Here is a 19,270-nt window from a genome sequence, read left to right on the forward strand (position 1 = left end):
CGACCCACTGCGAGACTCTGAACATGACGCGTTCGATCCAAAAGGTATTTGCAACGCTGGCGATGATGCCCGCAATTCTGGCCGGCTTGCCAGCCCAGGCCGCACTCGACATCGGCGAGTCGGCCCCGAAGTTCAATGCGCCGGCAGCACTGGACGGCAAGCCCTTCACGTATTCACTGGCGACGGAACTGTCCAAGGGGCCGGTGGTGGTGTATTTCTTTCCTGCCGCCTTCTCCACCGCCTGCTCGATCGAGGCCCATGCCTTCGCCGAGGCCATGGACCAGTTCAAGGCCCTGGGCACCACCGTGATCGGCGTGTCTACCGACGACATGGACACGCTGTCGAAGTTCTCCAGCCAGACCTGCCAGGGCAAGTTCCCGGTGGCCTCCGACGCCAACAAGGACATCAGCAAGGGCTTCGACGCGCTGATGCAGACCCGGCCCGACTATGCCAACCGCGTCTCCTACGTGGTGGCGCCCAATGGCAAGGTGGCCTATTTCTACCAGAGCCTCAACCCCTTCAAGCACGTCGAGAAGATGCTCGCGGCCGTCAAGGACCTGCCGCAGAACCGCGACAGGAAGTAGCCGCGGGCTGCCCGGCATCAGGCCGAGGGCGTGATCGCCTCGGCGTAGTCGTAGAGCTCGGACAGCAGGTTCTCGGTGCGCTCGTCCTGCGCCTGCTGCGCCAGTTCGTCGATCTGGGCGAAATAGGCGTCGACGTTGCGTGCCCCGCCCTCGCCTTCCAGCAGCCGCGCCGCGCGGTGCTGCTCCCAGCGCTCCGCCTCCTCCGGCGACAGCGTATCGAGGAAATTGCGGGCGCGGTAGCGGAACAGCAGTTCTTCCAGCCGCGGATCGTCGAAGCCGCTGCGCGCGCGGGCCAGCTCGGCCGGCGCCATGCCGCGCAGGCGTTCCAGCCGCCGGCGATCCTCGTTGCCGACGAAGCCGCCATACAGGTCTTCATCGACGTCCAGGCTGGCTTCCTTGGGCCGCGCAAAGACCTCGGGCCAGATGGCGCTCATGTCCGGCAGCTGCGCCGCCAGCTCGGCATGGCGCATGGCCTGCGGCATGTCGATCTGCCAGCGCTGCGCCATGGCGTCGCTGAGTGTGCGCAGGTTGCCCACCACCATGGGCGACTTGTTCAGGTGCACGCTCTTGATAGGCAGGCGCGTCACGCCCTCGGGAAGGTCGGCGCTGCGGGTGAACATGCGCTCGCGGATCGTCGCGGCATCCAGCGTGGCGAGTCCGGTGGGGTCCTGCGACAGGTCCCAGGCCAGCAGTTCGTTGCGATTGCTCGGATGGCTGGCCAGCGGCCACATCACGGCCAGGCAGCCGCGCTCGGCCGGGAACATGCCCGACACGTGCAGGAAGGGCCTGACGCTGCCCCGCACCGCCGGCAGGCCCAGCTCGGTCGCCACGCGCTCCTTCTTGCGCAGGGCGAAGGCAAAGTCGAAGAGCTTGGGCTGGCGCTCGCGGATGAGCCGCGCCAGCGCGATGGTGGCCCGCACGTCCGACAGCGCATCGTGCGCCGCCTCGTGCACCAGGCCGTTGGCCCGGCTGAGGTCTTCCAGCTTGAAGCTGGGGGAGCCGTCTTCCCGTCGCGGCCACTCGATGCCGTCGGGGCGCAGCGCGTAGGTCAGGCGCACGACGTCCAGCAGGTCCCAGCGGCCGCTGTCGTTCTGCCACTCGCGCGCGTAGGGGTCCATCAGGTTGCGCCAGAACAGGAAGCGCGTGACCTCGTCGTCGAAGCGGATGGTGTTGTAGCCCACGCCGATGGTGCCGGGCTGCGCCAGTTCGCGCTCGATGCGCGCGGCGAACTGGTGCTCGGGCACGCCGCGTTCCAGGCACTGCTGCGGCGTGATGCCGGTCAGCAGGCAGGACCCCGGGTCGGGCAGGAAGTCGGGCGCCGGCTGGCAGTACAGCATGAGCGGCTCGCCGATCTCGTTGAGTTCGGCGTCGGTGCGGATGCCGGCAAACTGCGCCGGGCGGTCGCGCCGCGGATTGACGCCGAAGGTCTCGTAGTCGTGCCAGAAATAGGTGAGAGCGGGGGAAGAAGACATGCGCAGATGAGGAAAACTCGGGTCGGCCGGCCTGCAAGAATATCCGCAAGCGCAAGCGAGCCCCCGCAGCGCCGCCAAGAAGAACCCGTCGAGGAGACAAACAGCATGGATCCCAAGGCGCTGCAGGCTGCCCTGCAATACGTCGAGAGCTGGCTCGGCTTCCAGATGCGCGCGCTCGAGCGGCCCGGCTTGACGCTGGCCATCAGCCACAAGCAGCGCGTCGTCCTCGACCTGGCGCTGGGCCAGGCCGACATCCTGAAGAAGAAGCCGATGACGCCGCGCCACCAGTTGCGCATCGCTTCGCATTCCAAGAGCTTCACGGCCGTGGGCATCCTGAAGTTGCGTGAACAAGGCCTGCTCAACCTGGACGACCCGGTCGACCGTCACGTGCAGGGCCTGGCGCCGGAGATGGCGAAGGTGCGGCTTTCGCAGTTGCTCTCGCACAGCGCCGGGGTGGCGCGGGACGGCGCGGACGCCGGCCAGTTCCAGGACCGGCATCCCTTCCTGAGCCGCGCGCAGTTGCTGGCCGACCTGGCCGCCGGGCCCGCCATTGCGCCCAACATGCGCTTCAAGTACTCCAACCACGGCTTCGCCCTGCTCGGCCTCGTGATCGAGGCCATCACGGGCGAAACCTACGCGGACTGGATGCAGCGCGAGGTCATCGGGCCCGCAGGCCTGAAGGACACCTTGCCGGACGCGCTGCCGCCGGCACGCATGCGCCTGGCAAGCGGGCACTCAGGCCGCCTGCTGCTGGGGCGTCGGGTGGTCGTGCCCGGTGCGCAGCCCACCCACGCCATTGCGCCGGCCGGGGGATTCGTCAGTACCGCGTCGGACGTGGCCCGCTTCTATGCGCAATTGCTGCCGCAGGCTGCCAGGAGCGTGCTGTCGGTCGAAAGCCGGCGCGAACTGATGCGCAGGTACGCCCAGGTGCCGCACAGCACCCTGCCCGCCTGGTACGGGTTGGGCGTCATGCACGGCAGCTTCCAGGGCTGGGACTGGGTCGGCCACACCGGCGGCCTGCAGGGCTTCGTGTCGCGCAGCCTGGTGCTGCCGCAGCAGGAGATCGCGATCTCGCTGCTGGCCAACTCCCTCGATGCCTTCACCTGGCCCTGGGTCGACGGCATCCTGCAGACGCTGCAGGTCTTCGACAGGCATGGTGCCCCCAGCGCCCGCACGCGCGGATGGAGCGGCCGCTGGTGGAGCCTCTTCGGCCCGACCGACCTGGTGCCCGCGGGAGACCGCGTCTTCGCCATCGCGCCGGCCATGACCTCGCCGTTCACCGACGCGACCGAACTCACGCCAAAGGGCAAGGACCGCGCGCTGATGTCGCAGGCCAACGGCTATGCCGCCTTCGGCGAGGAAGCGCGGCTGGTTCGCGACAGCCAGGGGCAGGCCAAGGAGCTGTGGCTGGGCGGCTCGCTCAACCGGCCAGAGAAGGTGGTGGCGCGCGAAGTGCAGCGCCGCTACGAGGGCTGAAGCTGCGTTCTCAGAGCAGCGGCGAGAACAGCCGGGCCACCGAGTCTCCCAGCCGCCGCAGGAAGGGCTGCTTGCGCATGCCGCGCACGCCGGAGGAACTGTGCAGGTCGGTCTCGAACTGCGCCGCCAGCGGCTTGGCCAGCTCGGCCCCGTAGACCACCGCACACACCTCGAAGTTGAGGCGAAAGCTGCGGTTGTCGAAGTTGGCCGTGCCGATCATGGCGCAGTTGTCGTCCACCACCAGGGTCTTGGAGTGCAGCATGCGGGCCTTGTATTCCCACACCTTCACGCCAGCGGCGATCAGCTCCTCGTAATAGGAGCGGGCCGCTGCGCTGACGATGAGCGAGTCGCTGCGCCGCGGCACCAGCAGCCGCACGTCCACGCCGCGCAGCGCGGCACTGGTGAGCGCCATCATGGCCGGCTCGCCGGGCACGAAGTACGGTGTGGTGAGCCAGGCGCGCTGGGTCGATGCATTGATGGCGGCCAGGTGCATGCGATGGATGGCCTCGAGCGGGTTGTCGGGCCCGCTGGTCACGATCTGCACGGGGATGTCGCCCGCATCCACCCGCGGCAGCAGGTGTGGCAGCGCGGCGTCGATGTCGCGCGGCATGTCGCCGGTGGCATAGATCCAGTCCTCCAGGAAGGTGGTCTGCAACCAGCGCACTACGCTGCCCTCCAGCCGCACGTGCACATCATGGTAGGCGTCGACGCGAGTGCGCTTGTCCTCCTCATCGGTGATGTTGACGCCGCCGGTGAAGCCGACCCGGCCGTCGCACACCACGATCTTCCGGTGGGTGCGGTAGTTGGTCACCGGCCGCAGGCGGCGGCCGATGCGGGTGTCATGGAACAGCGCCACCTCGATGCCGGCCTCGCGCATCGGCGCCATGAACTTGCGGCCGATGCGCTTGGAGCCCAGCGCGTCGATCAGCAGCCGCACCGACACACCCTCGCGGGCGCGCTCGATCAGCAGGTCGCGCAGCTGGGTGCCGATCTGGTCGGGCTCGTAGATGTAGTACTCGAGGTGAACATGGTTCTTCGCCTCGCGGATCGCCTCGAAGATGGCGTCGTAGGTTCGGGCCCCACCCGAGAGAAGCTCGACACTCGTGGCGCTGGACACCGGCAGCCCGCAGGTGGCCGAGCCCAGGGCCGCGAGCTGTCGCAGCGCAGGCGGCGCCCTCTCCCGCGCCTCGCGCAGGAAGGCGACGTCGGCCGGCGCGTGGGCGCTGGCGCGGCTGCGCAGGCGCTTCAGCCGCTGCTTCACCAGCCGCTGCGGGCCCAGGAAGTAGTAGATGAAGAAGCCCAGGAAGGGAATCAGCGCCAGCGAGAGGATCCAGCTGACCGTGGACACCGGCGCGCGCTTCTGCATCACGATCCACACCGACAGCACCGCGATGTAGGCGCTCCAGGCCAGCGACAAGCCGGTCTTCCATTGGGCGCTGATCTCGGGCAGGGTCAAGTTGGGCTCGTTGCGATGGGCAAAGAAAAAGGCCGGAGCGAATGCTACCGGCCTTTTGCGTGAACCCGATGAACGGGCAGGACCCAAGGATCAGCCTGCGGCCGTCTCCTCGGCCTCGGGCTTGTTCCTGCCCTCTTTCTTCGGAAGCGGCGTGATGTCCAGGAGCACCTCGCCCTGCTCGTCCAGGTCGACCGTCAGGCGTCCGCCTTCGGTCAGGCGGCCGAACAGCAGTTCGTCGGCCAGGGCACGGCGGATGGTGTCCTGGATCAGGCGCTGCATCGGGCGCGCACCCATCAGCGGATCGAAGCCCTTCTTCGCCAGGTGCTTGCGCAGCGTGTCGGTGAAGGTGACTTCCACCTTCTTCTCGGCCAGTTGCGTTTCCAGCTGAAGCAGGAACTTGTCGACCACGCGCAGGATGATCTGCTCGTCCAGCGCCTTGAAGCTCACGGTCGCGTCCAGGCGGTTGCGGAACTCGGGCGTGAACAGGCGCTTGATGTCGGCCATCTCGTCGCCCGCCTGGCGCGGGTTGGTGAAGCCGATGGTCGCCTTGTTCATGGTCTCGGCGCCCGCGTTGGTCGTCATGATGATGATGACGTTGCGGAAGTCGGCCTTGCGTCCGTTGTTGTCCGTCAGCGTACCGTGGTCCATGACCTGCAGCAGCACGTTGAAGATGTCCGGGTGCGCCTTCTCGATCTCGTCGAGCAGCAGCACCGCGTGCGGCTTCTTCGTGACGGCCTCGGTCAGCAGGCCGCCCTGGTCGAAGCCCACGTAGCCCGGAGGCGCGCCGATGAGGCGGCTGACGGCGTGGCGCTCCATGTACTCGGACATGTCGAAGCGGATGAGCTCGATGCCCATGATGAAGGCCAGCTGCTTCGCAGCCTCGGTCTTGCCCACGCCGGTCGGGCCGGAGAACAGGAAGGAGCCGATCGGCTTGTCGCCCCTGCCCAGGCCCGAGCGTGCCATCTTGACCGAGGCGGCCAGCACTTCGAGTGCCTTGTCCTGGCCGAACACCACGCTCTTGAGGTCGCGCTCCAGCGTCTGCAGCTTGCCGCGGTCGTCGTTGCTGACGTTGGCCGGGGGAATGCGCGCGATCTTCGCGACGATTTCCTCCACCTCGGTCTTGCCGATGGTCTTCTTGCGCTTGGTGGGCGCCAGGATGCGCTGGGCCGCGCCGGCCTCGTCGATCACGTCGATCGCCTTGTCGGGCAGGTGGCGGTCGTTGATGTACTTGGCTGACAGTTCCGCCGCCGCCTGCAGGGCCGCAGCGGCGTACTTGACGCTGTGGTGCTCCTCGAAGCGCGACTTCAGGCCCTTGAGGATCTCGATGGTCTCGGCCACGCTGGGCTCGACCACGTCGACCTTCTGGAAGCGGCGGGACAGGGCCGCGTCCTTCTCGAAGATGCCGCGGTACTCGGTGAAGGTGGTCGCGCCGATGCACTTGAGCTGGCCGCTCGAGAGCGCCGGCTTCAGCAGGTTGGACGCGTCCAGGGTGCCGCCCGAGGCCGCGCCGGCCCCGATCAGGGTGTGGATCTCGTCGATGAACAGGATGGCGTTGGGCTTGTCCTTGAGCGACTTGAGCACGCCCTTGAGGCGCTGCTCGAAATCACCGCGGTACTTGGTGCCGGCCAGCAGCGCGCCCATGTCCAGCGAGAAGACGCTGGATTCGGCCAGGATCTCGGGCACCTCGCCCTGCGTGATGCGCCATGCCAGGCCTTCGGCAATGGCCGTCTTGCCCACGCCGGCCTCACCCACCAGAAGCGGGTTGTTCTTGCGCCGGCGGCACAGGATCTGGATGACGCGCTCGACCTCGTACTCGCGGCCGATCAGCGGATCGATCTTGCCGTCCTTGGCCAGCTGGTTGAGGTTCTGGGTGAACTGCTCCAGCGGGGAAGACTTCTCGTTCTTCTCGCCGTTGCCTTCCTCGCCCTCGCCGGCGCCACCCTCGCTGCCCTTGGTGGGCTCGGGCGGATCGCTCTTCTTGATGCCGTGGGCGATGAAGTTGACCACGTCCAGGCGCGTCACGCCCTGCTGGTGCAGGTAGTAGACGGCGTGCGAATCCTTCTCGCCGAAGATCGCCACCAGCACGTTGGCGCCGGTGACTTCCTTCTTGCCGTTGCCGGTGGATTGCACGTGCATGATGGCGCGTTGGATCACACGCTGGAAGCCCAGGGTGGGCTGGGTGTCGACATCGTCGGTGCCGGCCACCTGGGGCGTGTTGTCCTTGATGAAGTTCGTCAGCGACGCGCGCAGGTCGTCGATGTTGGCCGAGCAGGCGCGCAGGACCTCTGCGGCGCTCGGGTTGTCCAGCAAAGCGAGCAGCAGGTGCTCCACGGTGATGAACTCGTGGCGCTGCTGCCGGGCCTCGACGAAGGCCATGTGCAAGCTGACTTCCAGTTCCTGGGCAATCATGTGATTTCCTTTTGCCTTGCTGTAAATATCTAACTAATTGGGTTGGAGTCCAGCTTATTCAACCGGTTCACTCACGCATTGCAGCGGATGACCGGCCTGCTGGGCCGCTTCCATCACCTGATTGACCTTGGTGGCCGCCATGTCCCGCGAATAAACGCCGCAGACACCCCGGCCGTCCAGGTGGATCTTTAACATGATCTGGGTCGCTGTTTCCCTGTCCTTGTTGAAATACTCCTGAATGACCACCACCACGAATTCCATCGGGGTGTAGTCGTCGTTGAGCATCACCACCTGGTACATCTGGGGGGGTGCGGTTTTCTGCGGTCTGCGCTCCAGCACCACGGAGTCACCGTCATCCTTGGCGGGCTTGGCCGCCGGCGGTGTCTTGGGTACAGGGGGGATTCGGGTAGCCATGAAAATCATTCTATAGAGCACGCACATGCCATGCCGGGCCCAGTTGAATTGGTGGCGCATTCCCGACAAATCAAGGGCCAGGCTTCGTGAACGACGACACGTCGCGCGCTGCGCCGCATCGCGCGCGCACCGCCTCCTCGCCCAAAGGTATATCGGCAGTCTCCGACTTTTGTTGAGTCGCCGATCAGGCATGCACCAGGCCGGACGGGAAGCTGCTCACCCGGGCCTCGGGAAACACCGCGCGCGCCAGCTTCTGCGGGTCCACGCCGAAGGCCTCGCCGGCGCTGGTGGCCATGATGGCGTACAGGTCTTGCGTGGGCCGCAGGTCACGGCCTTCGTGCAGCGACGACGGGCCCAGCCCGGGCCAGTCGGCCAGCACCCGCCCGCCCTGCACCGCGCCGCCGAAAAGCATGGCGACGGCGCCGGTGCCATGGTCTGTTCCGCCCGTGCCGTTGGCAGCAGCCGTACGGCCGAACTCCGTGGCCACCAGCACGGTGGTGGTGCGCCAGGCCTCGCCCAGTCCATCGCGCAGGGAGGCGACCAGAGCGTCCAGGGACCTCAGCTGCGCCGCCAGCCGCGGATTCTGGGCGCTGTGGGTGTCCCAGCCCCCGGTCTCGATCATGGCGATGCGCGGCCCGTCGGGCTTGGCGAGGAAGCTGGCCGCCAGCTTGCCCAGCGCGGTCGCGTCCTGGCGCTGGCCGGCCTGCCCCGCCATGGCGCGGTTCTCCATGGCGGCCGCCCACAAAGCGTGCAGCTGGGCGTCGCCGCGGTAGAGATCGCTGACGCGCGCCAGCAAGTCGTCGCTGGGCTGCGGCAAGGTCGAGGGCGCGTAGGAGCCGACCTCGACCGGCCCGCGCAACGCCATCGGCACGGTGGGCGCCAGGGCGATCGCCTTGTCGGCGCCACCCGGCAGCAATGGAAGCAGCCGATTGAGCCAGCCGGCCTTCAGCCGGTAGGGGCTGACGCCACCGGTTTCCAGCACGTTCTGGCCATCGAAATGCGATCGGTCGCGGTACGGCGACGCCACGGCATGGACCAGCAGGGCCTGGCCGGCGGCATACAGCTTCGATGCCTCGACCATGGACGGGTGCAGGGCGAAGGTGCCGTCGAGTCGGCTGGCTGCCTCCGGCGCCAGCGCCAGCGGGCCTCGCAGGCGCGCGTAGTCCGGGTCCGCGTACGGGATAAGCGTGTTCAGTCCGTCCGCCGCTCCGCGCTGGATGACGAAGACGAATCGCCGGTCCGATTCGACCCGCGCCAGGGCCAGGGCCGGCCCCCAAAGCCAGGGGCCCGCGCCGACCACCGCAGTCGTTGCGAGGAAATCGCGTCGCGATCGAATCATGGTTACCTCCTCTGGAACTCGGGGGCCGCGAGCAGCAACGCCAGCGCCATCGGCCCGCTCTCGGCCCGGGCGATGGCGCGCGCGCTCGCCTCGCCCAGTGAGCCCGGCAGCACGTGGGCTGCAAGGCTGCGGGCATCGACGCCGTCTCCCTGCTGGACTGCCAGGCGCTGGCCGAACTCGACCCGCCGCCACAGGGCGTCGGGCGCTGCCCAGCTCGCGGCGAAGTCGTCGAAGCCGGCCGGCGAACCGGGGCGCCAGACCGGCTGCCCAAGCTGGTTGAGCATGGCAATGGTTTGCCGCGGCGGCGCATCGCGCCAACCCAGAGCGCGCATGGCAGAGACGGCCCATTCCCAGGGCGTCTTGAACTTGGCCGCCTGGGGCGCCCAGCTTTCGGGCGACTCGATCAAGGCCATGTAGAGCATGGGCAGGTCGCCGCCACTGCGAGTGAAGGCGTCCGCCAGCCGATCGACCAGGACGGGCGAGGGGGAATCGGCCACCACGTGCCGTGCCAGCCTGGTGGCAACGTGCCGCGCCGTGGCCGGCGCGCCGGCCAGGTCCACGAGGATGGCGCGGGCCTGGTCTTCGCCGCCCTCCGCGTAGTGCCGGCCGAGGACCTTGCGGGCACCCGGCTCATGCAGGGCGGGCTGGAAGACAAAGGCGCCCGGCTCGGCGTCGGGCACCTGCCGGCCGATGCCGGAGACCGTCCAACCCGTCAGTGCACGCGCCATTTCGCTCACGTCGTCCTGCCCATAGCCGCTGCGCACGCCGACGGTGTGAAGTTCCAGGATCTCCCGCGCCAGGTTCTCGTTCAGGCCGCGGACCTGGGCGCCCTCGCGCTGCGCGGCGCGGGTAGCGGCGAGGCTGCCCGGCCCGATGGAGCGCACCTGGTCGAGGTAGATCAGCATGGCCGGGTGGCGTTCGACCGCGAGCAGCATGTCCTGGAACCGGCCGAGCACGTGGGGCCGGATGGCTTCGGCCTCGAAAGCGCCGGCCAGGGGTGCCACTGCCGCCTTGTCGACGGAGACCGCGAAATGGTTCGACCAGAAGTGCACCATGCGTTCGACGAAGGGTGCGGGCGTGTCGAGTGCGCTGGCCATTCGCAGACCCACCGAGGCCAGGTAAGCATCGCGGTTGCCCTGCCGCAGCGCCTGGCGCATGGCGGCCCGGTCGCCCTCGGGCGCCGCGCGCACTTCGCGGATGCTGCGGGCGTACCCGGCGACACGCGACGCCGAATCCGGCTCGCCCTCCCAGCCGGGCACGCGCGCTTCGTAGCGGGAGAACTGTTCGAGCACCCAGCGCCGGCCATCACCGGACATCAGCGGCTCGTCGGCACGCGCACCCAAGCCGAATCGATTCAGCGCAATGGCCGCGGGCGTCATCGGGGTCTGCATGTCGTGTCCCTCTCCTGCTTGAGGTGGAATCGACTCAACGGCGCGCGATCCGCCCGCGATGACGCTCCAGGCGGGCTTTACCCGCCAGATGCAAAAAGCCCCGGCGCACCTGCTGGCACACCGGGGCGGAACGAACTGGCAGCGGCCGCTGAAGGCCGCTTGCCCGCTACATGTTCTCGATCATCACCTGGCCGAAGCCGGAGCAGCTCACCTGCATAGCGCCTTCCATCAGGCGGGCGAAGTCATAGGTGACCTTCTTGCTGGCGATGGACTTCTCCATCGAGCTGATGATCAGGTCTGCAGCTTCCTTCCAGCCCATGTGGCGCAGCATCATCTCGGCGGAGAGGATTTCCGAGCCCGGGTTCACGTAGTCCTTGCCGGCGTACTTGGGCGCCGTTCCGTGGGTGGCTTCGAACATGGCGACGGTGTCACTCATGTTCGCACCCGGGGCGATGCCGATGCCGCCGACCTGCGCAGCCAGGGCGTCGGAGACGTAGTCGCCGTTCAGGTTCAGCGTGGCGATCACGCTGTACTCGGCCGGGCGCAGCAGGATCTGCTGAAGGAAGGCATCGGCGATGCTGTCCTTGATGGTGATTTCCTTGCCCGACTTCGGATTCCTGACCTTCATCCACGGGCCGCCGTCGATCAGTTCGCCGCCGAATTCCTTCTGCGCCAGTGCGTAGGCCCAGTCACGGAAGCCACCCTCGGTGAACTTCATGATGTTGCCCTTGTGCACGATGGTGACGCTGGGCTTGTTGTTGTCGATGGCGTACTGGATCGCCTTGCGCACCAGGCGCTCGGTGCCTTCCCTCGAAACCGGCTTCACGCCGATGCCCGATGTGTTGGGGAAGCGGATCTTCTTGACGCCCATTTCGTCCTGCAGGAACTTGATGAGCTTCCTGGCCTTGTCGCTTTCGGCCTCGAACTCGATACCGGCGTAGATGTCTTCCGAGTTCTCCCTGAAGATGACCATGTTGGTCTTCTGCGGCTCCTTGACCGGACTGGGCACGCCTTCGAAGTACTGGATGGGACGCAGGCAGACGTACAGGTCGAGTTCCTGGCGCAGTGCCACGTTCAGCGAGCGGATGCCGCCCCCCACCGGCGTGGTCAGCGGGCCCTTGATCGACACCACGTAGTCGCGCACCGCATGCAGGGTTTCCTCGGGGAGCCAGACGTCGGGGCCGTAGACCTTGGTCGACTTCTCGCCAGCGTAGACCTCCATCCAATGGATCTTGCGCTTGCCGCCATAAGCCTTCTCGACCGCCGCATCCACCACCTTCAGCATCACCGGGGTGATGTCCAGGCCGGTTCCATCCCCCTCGATGAACGGAATGACGGGCTGATCTGGCACATTGAGCGAATTGTCGGCATTGACCGTGATCTTCTGGCCTTCGGTCGGGACTTTGATGTGCTGATAAGCAGACATGTGGGGATAGGCTCCGGACAAATGTGATGGTTAGGGACAACACATCGTCCCAGCCAGCTAAAGATTAGCCTTAGAATTTTAGACGCAACCGGAGAATGAGGACTGTCAACCAAGGTCATGTCGGCCCCGTTGTTGGCGAACCTTCTGTCCCCCGGGAGGCGTCTCGAAACCATTTCAATGAGGAATTCGACAATGAGCAAAGTACTCGCAGTGATGATGGCCGGCTTGTTCGCCGCTGGCGCCTATGCGCAAAACCCGGCTGGTCAATCGGCCGAGCAGGGCAACCTGAACACCAAGTCGCAGCAACGCGGCGAAGCCCGCAAGAACGCCAAGCCGCAAGGCCAGGTCCGCAAGTCGGGTGGCGACACGAACACCTCGTCCGAAACCGCGGTTGTCGGTTCCGACAAGTCGACCGCTGCTGGCGAAGCTCGCAAGGACACCCGCGACCAGCGCAAGCCGGGCCGCGCCAAGACCACGCAGGGCGGCACGCCCGACATGCCCGGCGCGAAGTAATTCGCCCTGCATGTACGAGAAGGCGCCCCTTTTGGGGCGCTTTTTTTATTGGGCGGCCATTGTTTATTGATTTCCGTCCTCTCAACCGCAAGACTCCGCCAATCGGAATTCGCGCTAAGCTCGCTCACGAAGGCGGCTGGACCGCCGGCAATACTGATCATTCCGCTTCCACCCCATGCTTTCCCGCACTCTTCTTTTGCCGCTCTTCTTTCTGGCCAATTGCCTGTTTGTTTCCGGCGCGTACGCGCAGGGCACCGGCGAACCGCAGATGGACCTGAAGCGGGTGCATCTGGGCGCCGGCATGTACCAGATCGATGCGCAAGTGGCCGCCTCGCCGCTGGAGCGCCAGATCGGCCTGATGTATCGCAAGGAAATGCCCCAGCAGGAAGGCATGCTCTTCGTCTTCGAGCAGCCTTCGCCGCAATGCTTCTGGATGAAGAACACCCTGCTTCCCCTCACGGCCGCTTTCGTGGCCGACGACGGCCGCATCGTCAACCTGGAAGACATGAAGCCGCAGACCACCGACAACCACTGCTCCAAGGCGCCGGTCCGCTACGTGCTGGAGATGAACCAGGGCTGGTTCGCCAAGAAGAACATCAAGGCGGGTTCCCGCTTGACGGGTGCTCCGTTCCAGCCTGCACGCTGAGACGAGGGTTCAACCAACAAAAAAGCCGGCTTGACGCCGGCTTTTTTGTTGCCGCTGGAGCGGCGCGAGATCAGCCGAAGTTCTTGGCAGCGAAGTCCCAGTTGACCAGCTTGGCCAGGAAGGTTTCGACGAACTTGGGGCGCAGGTTGCGGTAGTCGATGTAGTAGGCGTGCTCCCAGACGTCCACCGTCAGCAGCGCGGTGTCAGCGGTGGTCAGCGGCGTGCCGGCGGCGCCGGTGTTGACGATGTCCACGGAGCCGTCGGCCTTCTTCACCAGCCAGGTCCAGCCGGAACCGAAGTTGCCCACGGCCGACTTCACGAAGGCTTCCTTGAAGGCGTCGTAGCTGCCCCACTTGGCCTCGATGGCCTTGGCCAGTGCGCCGGTGGGCGTACCGCCGCCCTGGGGCTTCATGCAGTTCCAGAAGAAGGTGTGGTTCCAGATCTGCGCCGAGTTGTTGTAGATGCCACCGCTGGACTTCTTGACGATCTCCTCCAGCGTCATGTTCTCGAACTCGGTACCCTTTTGCAGGTTGTTCAGGTTCACGACGTAAGCGTTGTGGTGCTTGCCGTAGTGGTACTCCATCGTCTCCTTGGAGTATTCGGGCGCAAGCGCGTCCAGAGCGTACGGGAGAGGGGGAAGAACGTGTTCCATGTGGGTTGCTCGTGGTGAGTTGATGATGATTCTGGGCGTGTAAGCGCGCATTCTAGAAACTATTGATCGCCCTTGCCTGTAGTACCGGGCCGCGTCCGCTCTACGCCCAGTACGCTCATCGCAGCGTGCCCGTCCGCAAGGCGCGCGCTCACGCTGGCGCCAGGTACGAGTTGGTCCACGCTGGTGAGGGCATGGCCTTCGCTGTCGGACAGCCAGGCATAGCCTCGCTGCAGCACCAGCGCCGGATCCAGCAGTTGCAGCCGCGTGTCGGCATGTGCCAGTCGGCGATGCTGATCGTCGACTGCGCGGCCGAGCACCTGAGGCAGATGTTCCTGCAGTCGATGCTGGCGCTGCGCCAGGCGCTCGAGCTTCGACAAGGCGCCGAAGTGCATCCGCTGCGCCAGGTGCGAGCATTGCAGTTGCGCGCGTGCGATCAGGCCCGAGGGCCGGCCAAGCCGGGCGGCTGCCTGGTCCAGGCGCTGGCCCAGGGCATCGACGCGCGAATCCAGGGCTTCGTCCAGGCGCTCCTGCATCAGCGCGAGCGCGCCCAGCCAGGTATCGCGCGGCGCGCAGGCCATCTCGGCCGCCGCGGTCGGCGTCGGGGCGCGCAGATCGGCGCAGAAGTCGGCGATGGTGAAGTCGGTCTCGTGCCCGACGCCGCTCACCACGGGCACCGGGCTCTCGACGATGACCCGTGCCAGCAATTCGTCGTTGAAGGCCCACAGGTCCTCCATCGAGCCGCCCCCGCGGACCAGCAGGATGAGGTCTACGGCAGGTTGCAACGCGTAGAGGCTGCGCAAGGCGCGCACCAGTTCGCCTGGAGCTGCCGCGCCCTGCACAGCGGCAGGTGCGAGCACGACGGGGATGTGCGGCACCCGTCGGCGCAGCGCCGTCACGACGTCGTGAAGCGCGGCTGCGCCCAGCGAGGTCACCACGCCGATCGAGCGCGGCATGGTCGGCAGCGCGCGCTTTCTAGCCGCGTCGAACAGGCCCTGCGCTTCCAGCCGAGCCTTGCGCTGCATGAACTGCTCGAAGAGCGCGCCCTGCCCGGCGCGCTGCAGGCTTTCCACTACCAACTGGAGATCACCACGCGGCTCGTAGACGGCAAGGCGCCCGCGCACCTCCACCTGGTCGCCGTCGCGCGGCTGGAAATCCAGCAGGCCGGCGGCGCGCCTGAACATGGCACATCGCAGCTGGCCGGAATCGTCCTTCAGCGAGAAGTAGCAGTGCCCGCTCGCAGCGCGCGAAAAGCCCGAGATCTCGCCGCGCACAGCCACCGGGTTGAAGCGTGCGTCCAACACATCGGCCACTGCGTGGCACAGCGCCCCGACATCCCAGACACGCGCTCCGGCCGGGGCATGGAAGTTATTCGCCATTACCAAATCCGCCCACGCGCGGGAAGCACTCTTCCACAAGGGTTCGCCCCAGTAGCTGTCTCAGTGCTTTGACGGCACACATCGACCATGTTCTGGTGCAAGCCCTTGATTCCATTGGAGAAATGACTGCTCAATTTTCGCTCGATCCAATCGGAGGCCCAGCAGATGCGGGCCCGGCCACGTTCTGCGACCAGTTAGTCACAAAGTTATCAACAGTTTCTGTGTGCTGAATTGGCCACGCATGAAGCTTGCGTGATGCACGATGCCGCGGTGGATAATCGCCGCGCATTTGCATTCCTTTACAGTGCCGGAGGGCTCTTTGTTTTCGATCATAGTTGCTGCAGGCTGGCCGATCTGGCCCCTGCTCTTGTGTTCCGTTCTGGCGCTGGCGCTTGTCATCGAGCGCTTCACCTCCCTCAAGACGTCCAAGGTCCTGCCGCCCAAGCTGCTCGACGAGGCCATCAACGTCTCCCGCAACTCCGTGCCGGCGCCGGAAATGGTGGCCAAGCTGGAACGCAATTCCTCGCTGGGCGAAGTGCTGGCCTCGGGCTTTCGCGCGCTGAATGCCAATCCGCGCTCGACCGACGACGACATCCGCGCAGCGATGGAGGCCACCGGCCGCACCGTCGCCCACAAGCTGGAGCGCTATCTCGCGGCCCTGGCCACCATCGCTTCGTCGGCCCCGCTGCTGGGCCTGCTGGGCACGGTGATCGGCATGATCGAGATCTTCGGATCGCAGTCGCCCACCGGCGGCGCGGTGGGCTCGGGCAACCCGGCGCAACTGGCGCACGGCATCTCGATTGCCCTCTACAACACCGCCTTCGGCCTGATCGTGGCCATTCCGACGCTGATCTTCTGGCGCTATTTCCGCAGCCGGGTGGACGAATACCTGCTGAACCTGGAACTGGCCAGCGAGCGCTTCGCGCGCCACCTGGAACTGCTGCGAGGCTGAGGCCGCCATGAAGCGCAAGAGTTCGATGGATTTCCGTCACGGCTCGCGCGATGAGCCGGAGATCAACCTGATTCCCTTCATCGACGTGCTGCTGGTGATCCTCATCTTCCTGATGCTCTCGACCACCTACAGCAAGTTCACCGAGATGCAGCTTCGCCTGCCGGTGGCCGACGCGGAAGCGCAGCGCGACTATCCAAAGGAGATCATCGTCTCGGTCTCGTCCGACGGCCGCTACATGATCAACAAGACCGCCCTGCCCGAGCGCAGCGTGGACGCGGTCGCCGCCGCCCTTGGCGCCGCGGCCGGCGGCGGCAAGGACAACGTGGTGATCATCAGCGCCGACGCCAGCGCGGCGCACCAGTCGGTCATCACGGTCATGGAAGGCGCGCGCCGCGCCGGCCTGATGCAGATCACCTTCGCCACCCAGTCGGCCGCCCAGGCCGGCAAATAGCCTTGGACCTGCAGCGCGCCTGGCTGGAACGCGGCGCGCTTGCGCGGCTGCTGTGGCCGCTGTCGCTCCTCTTCGGCGCCCTCGCCGCGCTTCGGCGCACGCTTTTCCGGTCCGGCTTGCTGCGTTCGGAGCGTGCCGGCGTTCCGGTGCTCATCGTGGGCAACGTGGTCGCCGGTGGCGCCGGCAAGACGCCCTCGGTGATCGCCATCGTGCGGCATCTGCAGGCGCGCGGCGTCGTGGTGGGCGTCATCTCGCGGGGCTACGGGCGCAGCACCGGGGACTGCCGCGAGGTGCTCGCCAGCAGCGCCCCCGACGAGACGGGCGACGAGCCCCTGCTGATCCGCCGCGCCACCGGCGCACCCACCTTCGTTGCGCGCAAGCGTATCGAAGCTGCGCGCGCACTGCTGGCTGCGCATCCTGCGACCAGGCTGATCGTCAGCGACGACGGGTTGCAGCACCTGGCCCTGGCCCGCGACGTGGAGATCTGCGTGTTCGACGACCGGGGCGTCGGCAACGGCTGGCTGCTCCCGGCCGGGCCGCTGCGCGAACCCTGGCCCCGCCACTGCGACCTGGTGCTGCACACCGGCGATCGGCCCGCCTTTGCAGGGTTTCGCGCGCACCGGGCGCTGGCCGCCGATGCTGTCGGCAGCCAGGGCGGCAAGGTTCGACTGGCAACCCTTGCAGGTCGGCGCATCGTGGCGGTGGCGGCCATTGCCAAGCCGCAAGGCTTCTTCGACATGCTGCGCGCCGCGGGCGTGGAACCGGCGCAATGCCTCGCCCTGCCCGACCATCACGATTTCCAGGACTGGGTGCCCGTGGACGCCGGCACCGCCGTGCTGTGCACGGAAAAGGACGCCGCCAAGCTGTGGCGCGTGCAACCCGACGCACTGGCGGTGCCGCTGGTCTTCGAACCTGAAGCGGAGTTCTTCCGCGCGCTGGATGCAAAGCTATCATCGCTCGATGGATAGCAAGCTTCTCGAACTGCTCGTGTGCCCCGTCACCAAGGGCCCGCTCACCTGGGACCCGGCCAAACAGGAACTGTGGTCGCGCAGCGCGCGCCTGGCCTACCCGGTGCGCGACGGCATCCCGGTGTTGCTGGAAAACGAAGCGCGCGTGCTCACCGACGACGAACTGGGCCTCTGAACGCGATGGCCGCGAATGATCACGGCTTTGTCGTGCTGATCCCGGCGCGGCTGGCCTCCACCCGCCTGCCCGACAAGCCGCTGGCCGACATCGCCGGCCTGCCGATGGTGGTGCGCGTCGCCCAGCGGGCCGCCGCGTCCGGTGCAACGCGGGTGGTAGTGGCGGCGGACGATGAGCGCATCACGGCGGCGTGCGCGGCGCGGGGCGTCGAAGCGCTGCTCACGCGGCAGGACCATCCGAGCGGAAGCGACCGCCTGGCCGAAGCCTGCGAGAAGCTGGGCCTGCCGGACGACACCATCGTGGTCAACGTGCAGGGCGACGAGCCGCTGATCGATGCCGGCCTGATCGACGCGGTGGCCCAGACCCTGGCACAGCGACCGGATGGGGACATGAGCACCGCCGTGCACGCCATCGACAACCTGGCCGAGTTCCTGAATCCCAACGTGGTGAAGGCGGCGCTCGACGCCCGTGGAACCGCGCTCTACTTCAGCCGCGCGCCCATCCCCTGGTGGCGCGACGGCTGGCGCGACGGCACCTTCAAGGAACTGCCTTCCCCCGCGCCCTGGCGGCACATCGGCATCTACGGGTACCGCGCCGGCTTCGTGAAGCAGTTTCCCAAGCTCGCGCCGGCACCGATCGAGACCAGCGAGGCGCTCGAGCAGCTGCGCGCGCTCTGGCATGGCCACCGGATCGTGGTGCACGTGAGCGACCACGCGCCAGGGCCCGGCGTGGACACGCCCGAAGACCTGGAACGGGTGCGGCGGCTGCTGGCCGGCTGAGGCCGCGCGGGCTCCCGCAGGGGGGCGAGCCCTGGGGCGCATGCTATCCTCGACGCAATTCCGTCACACGGGCCGAGGGGCCTTCGCCTGCGTGGCGCGGCAAGAATTATTAAGAAATCCCTCCGAGGACACCATGAGACTGATTTTGTTGGGCGCCCCCGGTGCAGGCAAAGGCACGCAAGCGACTTTCATCTGCCAGAAGTACGGCATCCCCCAGATCTCCACCGGCGACATGCTGCGCGCCGCCGTCAAGGCAGGTACCCCGCTGGGCCTGCAGGCCAAGGCCGTGATGGATTCCGGTGCACTGGTCAGCGATGACCTGATCATCAATCTCGTGAAGGAACGCATCGCCCAGGCCGATTGCGCCTCCGGCTTCCTCTTCGACGGCTTCCCCCGCACCATTCCCCAGGCCGAGGCGATGAAGTCGGCCGGCGTGAAGATCGACTATGTACTCGAGATCGACGTGCCCTTCTCGGACATCATCGAGCGCATGAGCGGCCGCCGCTCGCATCCGGCCTCGGGCCGCACTTACCACGTCAAGTTCAACCCACCCAAGGTGGACGGCAAGGACGACCCGACCGGAGAGGACCTGATCCAGCGCGAGGACGACAAGGAAGCGACCGTCGGCAAGCGCCTGGACGTCTACAGCCAGCAGACCCGCCCCCTGGTGGACTACTACGCCGCCTGGGCCAAGGCCGATCCGGCCGCGGCCCCCAAGTACCGCGCCATCAGCGGCGTCGGCACGGTCGAAGAGATCACCCAGCGCGCGCTCTCCGCCCTTTCGAACTGAG

General features: G+C 66.9%; 19 protein-coding genes. 10 read left to right on the forward strand and 9 right to left on the reverse strand.

Features of this window, described 5'->3' with window-relative positions; translation table 11 throughout:
* Positions 1-23: 23 nt before the first annotated feature.
* Complete coding sequence (locus BM345_RS10665; protein ID WP_093378979.1) at positions 24-584, forward strand: peroxiredoxin; 561 nt, start codon at positions 24-26, stop codon at positions 582-584.
* 17 nt (positions 585-601) lie between these two features.
* Here BM345_RS10665 and sbcB read toward each other — a convergent pair whose 3' ends face one another.
* Positions 602-2,056 carry an exodeoxyribonuclease I gene (sbcB, locus tag BM345_RS10670; RefSeq protein WP_093378982.1) on the reverse strand — a complete coding sequence of 485 codons (1,455 nt, stop codon included), beginning with the start codon at positions 2,054-2,056 and terminating at the stop codon, positions 602-604.
* A 105-nt stretch (positions 2,057-2,161) separates the two neighbouring features.
* Between sbcB and BM345_RS10675 the strand changes: the two genes are divergently transcribed.
* Positions 2,162-3,532, forward strand: a complete 1,371-nt coding sequence (locus tag BM345_RS10675) for a serine hydrolase domain-containing protein (RefSeq protein ID WP_093378985.1) — start codon at positions 2,162-2,164, stop codon at positions 3,530-3,532.
* Between the two features lie 10 nt (positions 3,533-3,542).
* Here the strand turns inward: BM345_RS10675 and cls are convergent, their stop codons facing one another.
* The 6 genes from cls to icd form a co-directional block, all read right to left on the reverse strand.
* Positions 3,543-4,988 (reverse strand): cardiolipin synthase, encoded by a 1,446-nt coding sequence (gene cls, locus BM345_RS10680; RefSeq protein ID WP_093378988.1) that lies wholly within the window; start codon positions 4,986-4,988, stop codon positions 3,543-3,545.
* Positions 4,989-5,078: 90 nt separating this feature from the next.
* Entirely contained in the window at positions 5,079-7,397 is a 2,319-nt protein-coding gene (gene clpA, locus BM345_RS10685; protein ID WP_093378991.1) for an ATP-dependent Clp protease ATP-binding subunit ClpA, read from the reverse strand.
* Positions 7,398-7,451: 54 nt separating this feature from the next.
* Complete coding sequence (clpS, locus tag BM345_RS10690) at positions 7,452-7,811, reverse strand: ATP-dependent Clp protease adapter ClpS (RefSeq protein WP_093379451.1); 360 nt, start codon at positions 7,809-7,811, stop codon at positions 7,452-7,454.
* A 184-nt stretch (positions 7,812-7,995) separates the two neighbouring features.
* Positions 7,996-9,150 carry a DUF1501 domain-containing protein gene (locus BM345_RS10695; protein ID WP_093378994.1) on the reverse strand — a complete coding sequence of 385 codons (1,155 nt, stop codon included), beginning with the start codon at positions 9,148-9,150 and terminating at the stop codon, positions 7,996-7,998.
* A 2-nt stretch (positions 9,151-9,152) separates the two neighbouring features.
* The gene (locus BM345_RS10700) at positions 9,153-10,541 is read right to left on the reverse strand and encodes a DUF1800 domain-containing protein (RefSeq protein WP_093378997.1); all 1,389 of its coding nucleotides are present in this window, start codon (positions 10,539-10,541) and stop codon (positions 9,153-9,155) included.
* 166 nt (positions 10,542-10,707) lie between these two features.
* On the reverse strand, positions 10,708-11,967 hold the full coding sequence (gene icd / locus BM345_RS10705) for an NADP-dependent isocitrate dehydrogenase (RefSeq protein ID WP_093379000.1): 1,260 nt from the start codon (positions 11,965-11,967) through the stop codon (positions 10,708-10,710).
* A gap of 192 nt (positions 11,968-12,159) precedes the next feature.
* On the opposite strand from icd, the gene BM345_RS10710 reads away from it, so the two are divergent.
* Positions 12,160-12,480, forward strand: coding sequence for a cell envelope biogenesis protein TolA (locus BM345_RS10710; protein ID WP_093379003.1), 321 nt, complete (start codon positions 12,160-12,162; stop codon positions 12,478-12,480).
* 175 nt (positions 12,481-12,655) lie between these two features.
* Positions 12,656-13,126, forward strand: a complete 471-nt coding sequence (locus BM345_RS10715; protein WP_093379006.1) for a DUF192 domain-containing protein — start codon at positions 12,656-12,658, stop codon at positions 13,124-13,126.
* A 70-nt stretch (positions 13,127-13,196) separates the two neighbouring features.
* Here the strand turns inward: BM345_RS10715 and BM345_RS10720 are convergent, their stop codons facing one another.
* Entirely contained in the window at positions 13,197-13,778 is a 582-nt protein-coding gene (locus tag BM345_RS10720; protein WP_093379009.1) for a superoxide dismutase, read from the reverse strand.
* Positions 13,779-13,837: 59 nt separating this feature from the next.
* A complete protein-coding gene (gene xseA, locus BM345_RS10725) occupies positions 13,838-15,154 on the reverse strand; it encodes an exodeoxyribonuclease VII large subunit (RefSeq protein ID WP_093379012.1) in 1,317 nt (438 codons plus the stop codon).
* Positions 15,155-15,473: 319 nt separating this feature from the next.
* Between xseA and BM345_RS10730 the strand changes: the two genes are divergently transcribed.
* From BM345_RS10730 to adk, 6 genes are all read left to right on the forward strand, one after another.
* Positions 15,474-16,106 (forward strand): MotA/TolQ/ExbB proton channel family protein, encoded by a 633-nt coding sequence (locus tag BM345_RS10730; protein WP_093379015.1) that lies wholly within the window; start codon positions 15,474-15,476, stop codon positions 16,104-16,106.
* Between the two features lie 25 nt (positions 16,107-16,131).
* Positions 16,132-16,557 carry an ExbD/TolR family protein gene (locus tag BM345_RS10735; protein ID WP_093379453.1) on the forward strand — a complete coding sequence of 142 codons (426 nt, stop codon included), beginning with the start codon at positions 16,132-16,134 and terminating at the stop codon, positions 16,555-16,557.
* A complete protein-coding gene (gene lpxK, locus BM345_RS10740; protein ID WP_093379018.1) occupies positions 16,554-17,525 on the forward strand; it encodes a tetraacyldisaccharide 4'-kinase in 972 nt (323 codons plus the stop codon). The genes BM345_RS10735 and lpxK overlap by 4 nt, the downstream gene beginning before the upstream one ends.
* Positions 17,518-17,700, forward strand: coding sequence for a Trm112 family protein (locus BM345_RS10745; RefSeq protein ID WP_093379021.1), 183 nt, complete (start codon positions 17,518-17,520; stop codon positions 17,698-17,700). The genes lpxK and BM345_RS10745 overlap by 8 nt, the downstream gene beginning before the upstream one ends.
* Before the next feature lie 5 nt (positions 17,701-17,705).
* Complete coding sequence (gene kdsB, locus BM345_RS10750; protein WP_093379024.1) at positions 17,706-18,479, forward strand: 3-deoxy-manno-octulosonate cytidylyltransferase; 774 nt, start codon at positions 17,706-17,708, stop codon at positions 18,477-18,479.
* Positions 18,480-18,612: 133 nt separating this feature from the next.
* A complete protein-coding gene (gene adk, locus BM345_RS10755; RefSeq protein WP_093379027.1) occupies positions 18,613-19,269 on the forward strand; it encodes an adenylate kinase in 657 nt (218 codons plus the stop codon).
* Position 19,270 lies beyond the last annotated feature (1 nt).

It is taken from the genome of Variovorax sp. OV329 (assembly GCF_900114785.1).
In the GTDB taxonomy this organism is placed as follows: domain Bacteria; phylum Pseudomonadota; class Gammaproteobacteria; order Burkholderiales; family Burkholderiaceae_C; genus Variovorax.

Bases quoted from the DNA above. Each gene is read 5' to 3' on its own strand.
- BM345_RS10735 (WP_093379453.1), top strand. From the start codon at position 16,132: ATGGATTTCCGTCACGGCTCGCGCGATGAGCCGGAGATCAACCTGATT.
- BM345_RS10715 (WP_093379006.1), top strand. From the start codon at position 12,656: ATGCTTTCCCGCACTCTTCTTTTGCCGCTCTTCTTTCTGGCCAATTGC.
- BM345_RS10710 (WP_093379003.1), top strand. From the start codon at position 12,160: ATGAGCAAAGTACTCGCAGTGATGATGGCCGGCTTGTTCGCCGCTGGC.
- BM345_RS10700 (WP_093378997.1), bottom strand. From the start codon at position 10,541: ATGCAGACCCCGATGACGCCCGCGGCCATTGCGCTGAATCGATTCGGC.
- kdsB (WP_093379024.1), top strand. From the start codon at position 17,706: ATGGCCGCGAATGATCACGGCTTTGTCGTGCTGATCCCGGCGCGGCTG.
- xseA (WP_093379012.1), bottom strand. From the start codon at position 15,154: ATGGCGAATAACTTCCATGCCCCGGCCGGAGCGCGTGTCTGGGATGTC.
- BM345_RS10720 (WP_093379009.1), bottom strand. From the start codon at position 13,778: ATGGAACACGTTCTTCCCCCTCTCCCGTACGCTCTGGACGCGCTTGCG.
- sbcB (WP_093378982.1), bottom strand. From the start codon at position 2,056: ATGTCTTCTTCCCCCGCTCTCACCTATTTCTGGCACGACTACGAGACC.
- clpS (WP_093379451.1), bottom strand. From the start codon at position 7,811: ATGGCTACCCGAATCCCCCCTGTACCCAAGACACCGCCGGCGGCCAAG.
- BM345_RS10695 (WP_093378994.1), bottom strand. From the start codon at position 9,150: ATGATTCGATCGCGACGCGATTTCCTCGCAACGACTGCGGTGGTCGGC.
- BM345_RS10675 (WP_093378985.1), top strand. From the start codon at position 2,162: ATGGATCCCAAGGCGCTGCAGGCTGCCCTGCAATACGTCGAGAGCTGG.
- clpA (WP_093378991.1), bottom strand. From the start codon at position 7,397: ATGATTGCCCAGGAACTGGAAGTCAGCTTGCACATGGCCTTCGTCGAG.
- adk (WP_093379027.1), top strand. From the start codon at position 18,613: ATGAGACTGATTTTGTTGGGCGCCCCCGGTGCAGGCAAAGGCACGCAA.
- BM345_RS10665 (WP_093378979.1), top strand. From the start codon at position 24: ATGACGCGTTCGATCCAAAAGGTATTTGCAACGCTGGCGATGATGCCC.
- BM345_RS10745 (WP_093379021.1), top strand. From the start codon at position 17,518: ATGGATAGCAAGCTTCTCGAACTGCTCGTGTGCCCCGTCACCAAGGGC.
- icd (WP_093379000.1), bottom strand. From the start codon at position 11,967: ATGTCTGCTTATCAGCACATCAAAGTCCCGACCGAAGGCCAGAAGATC.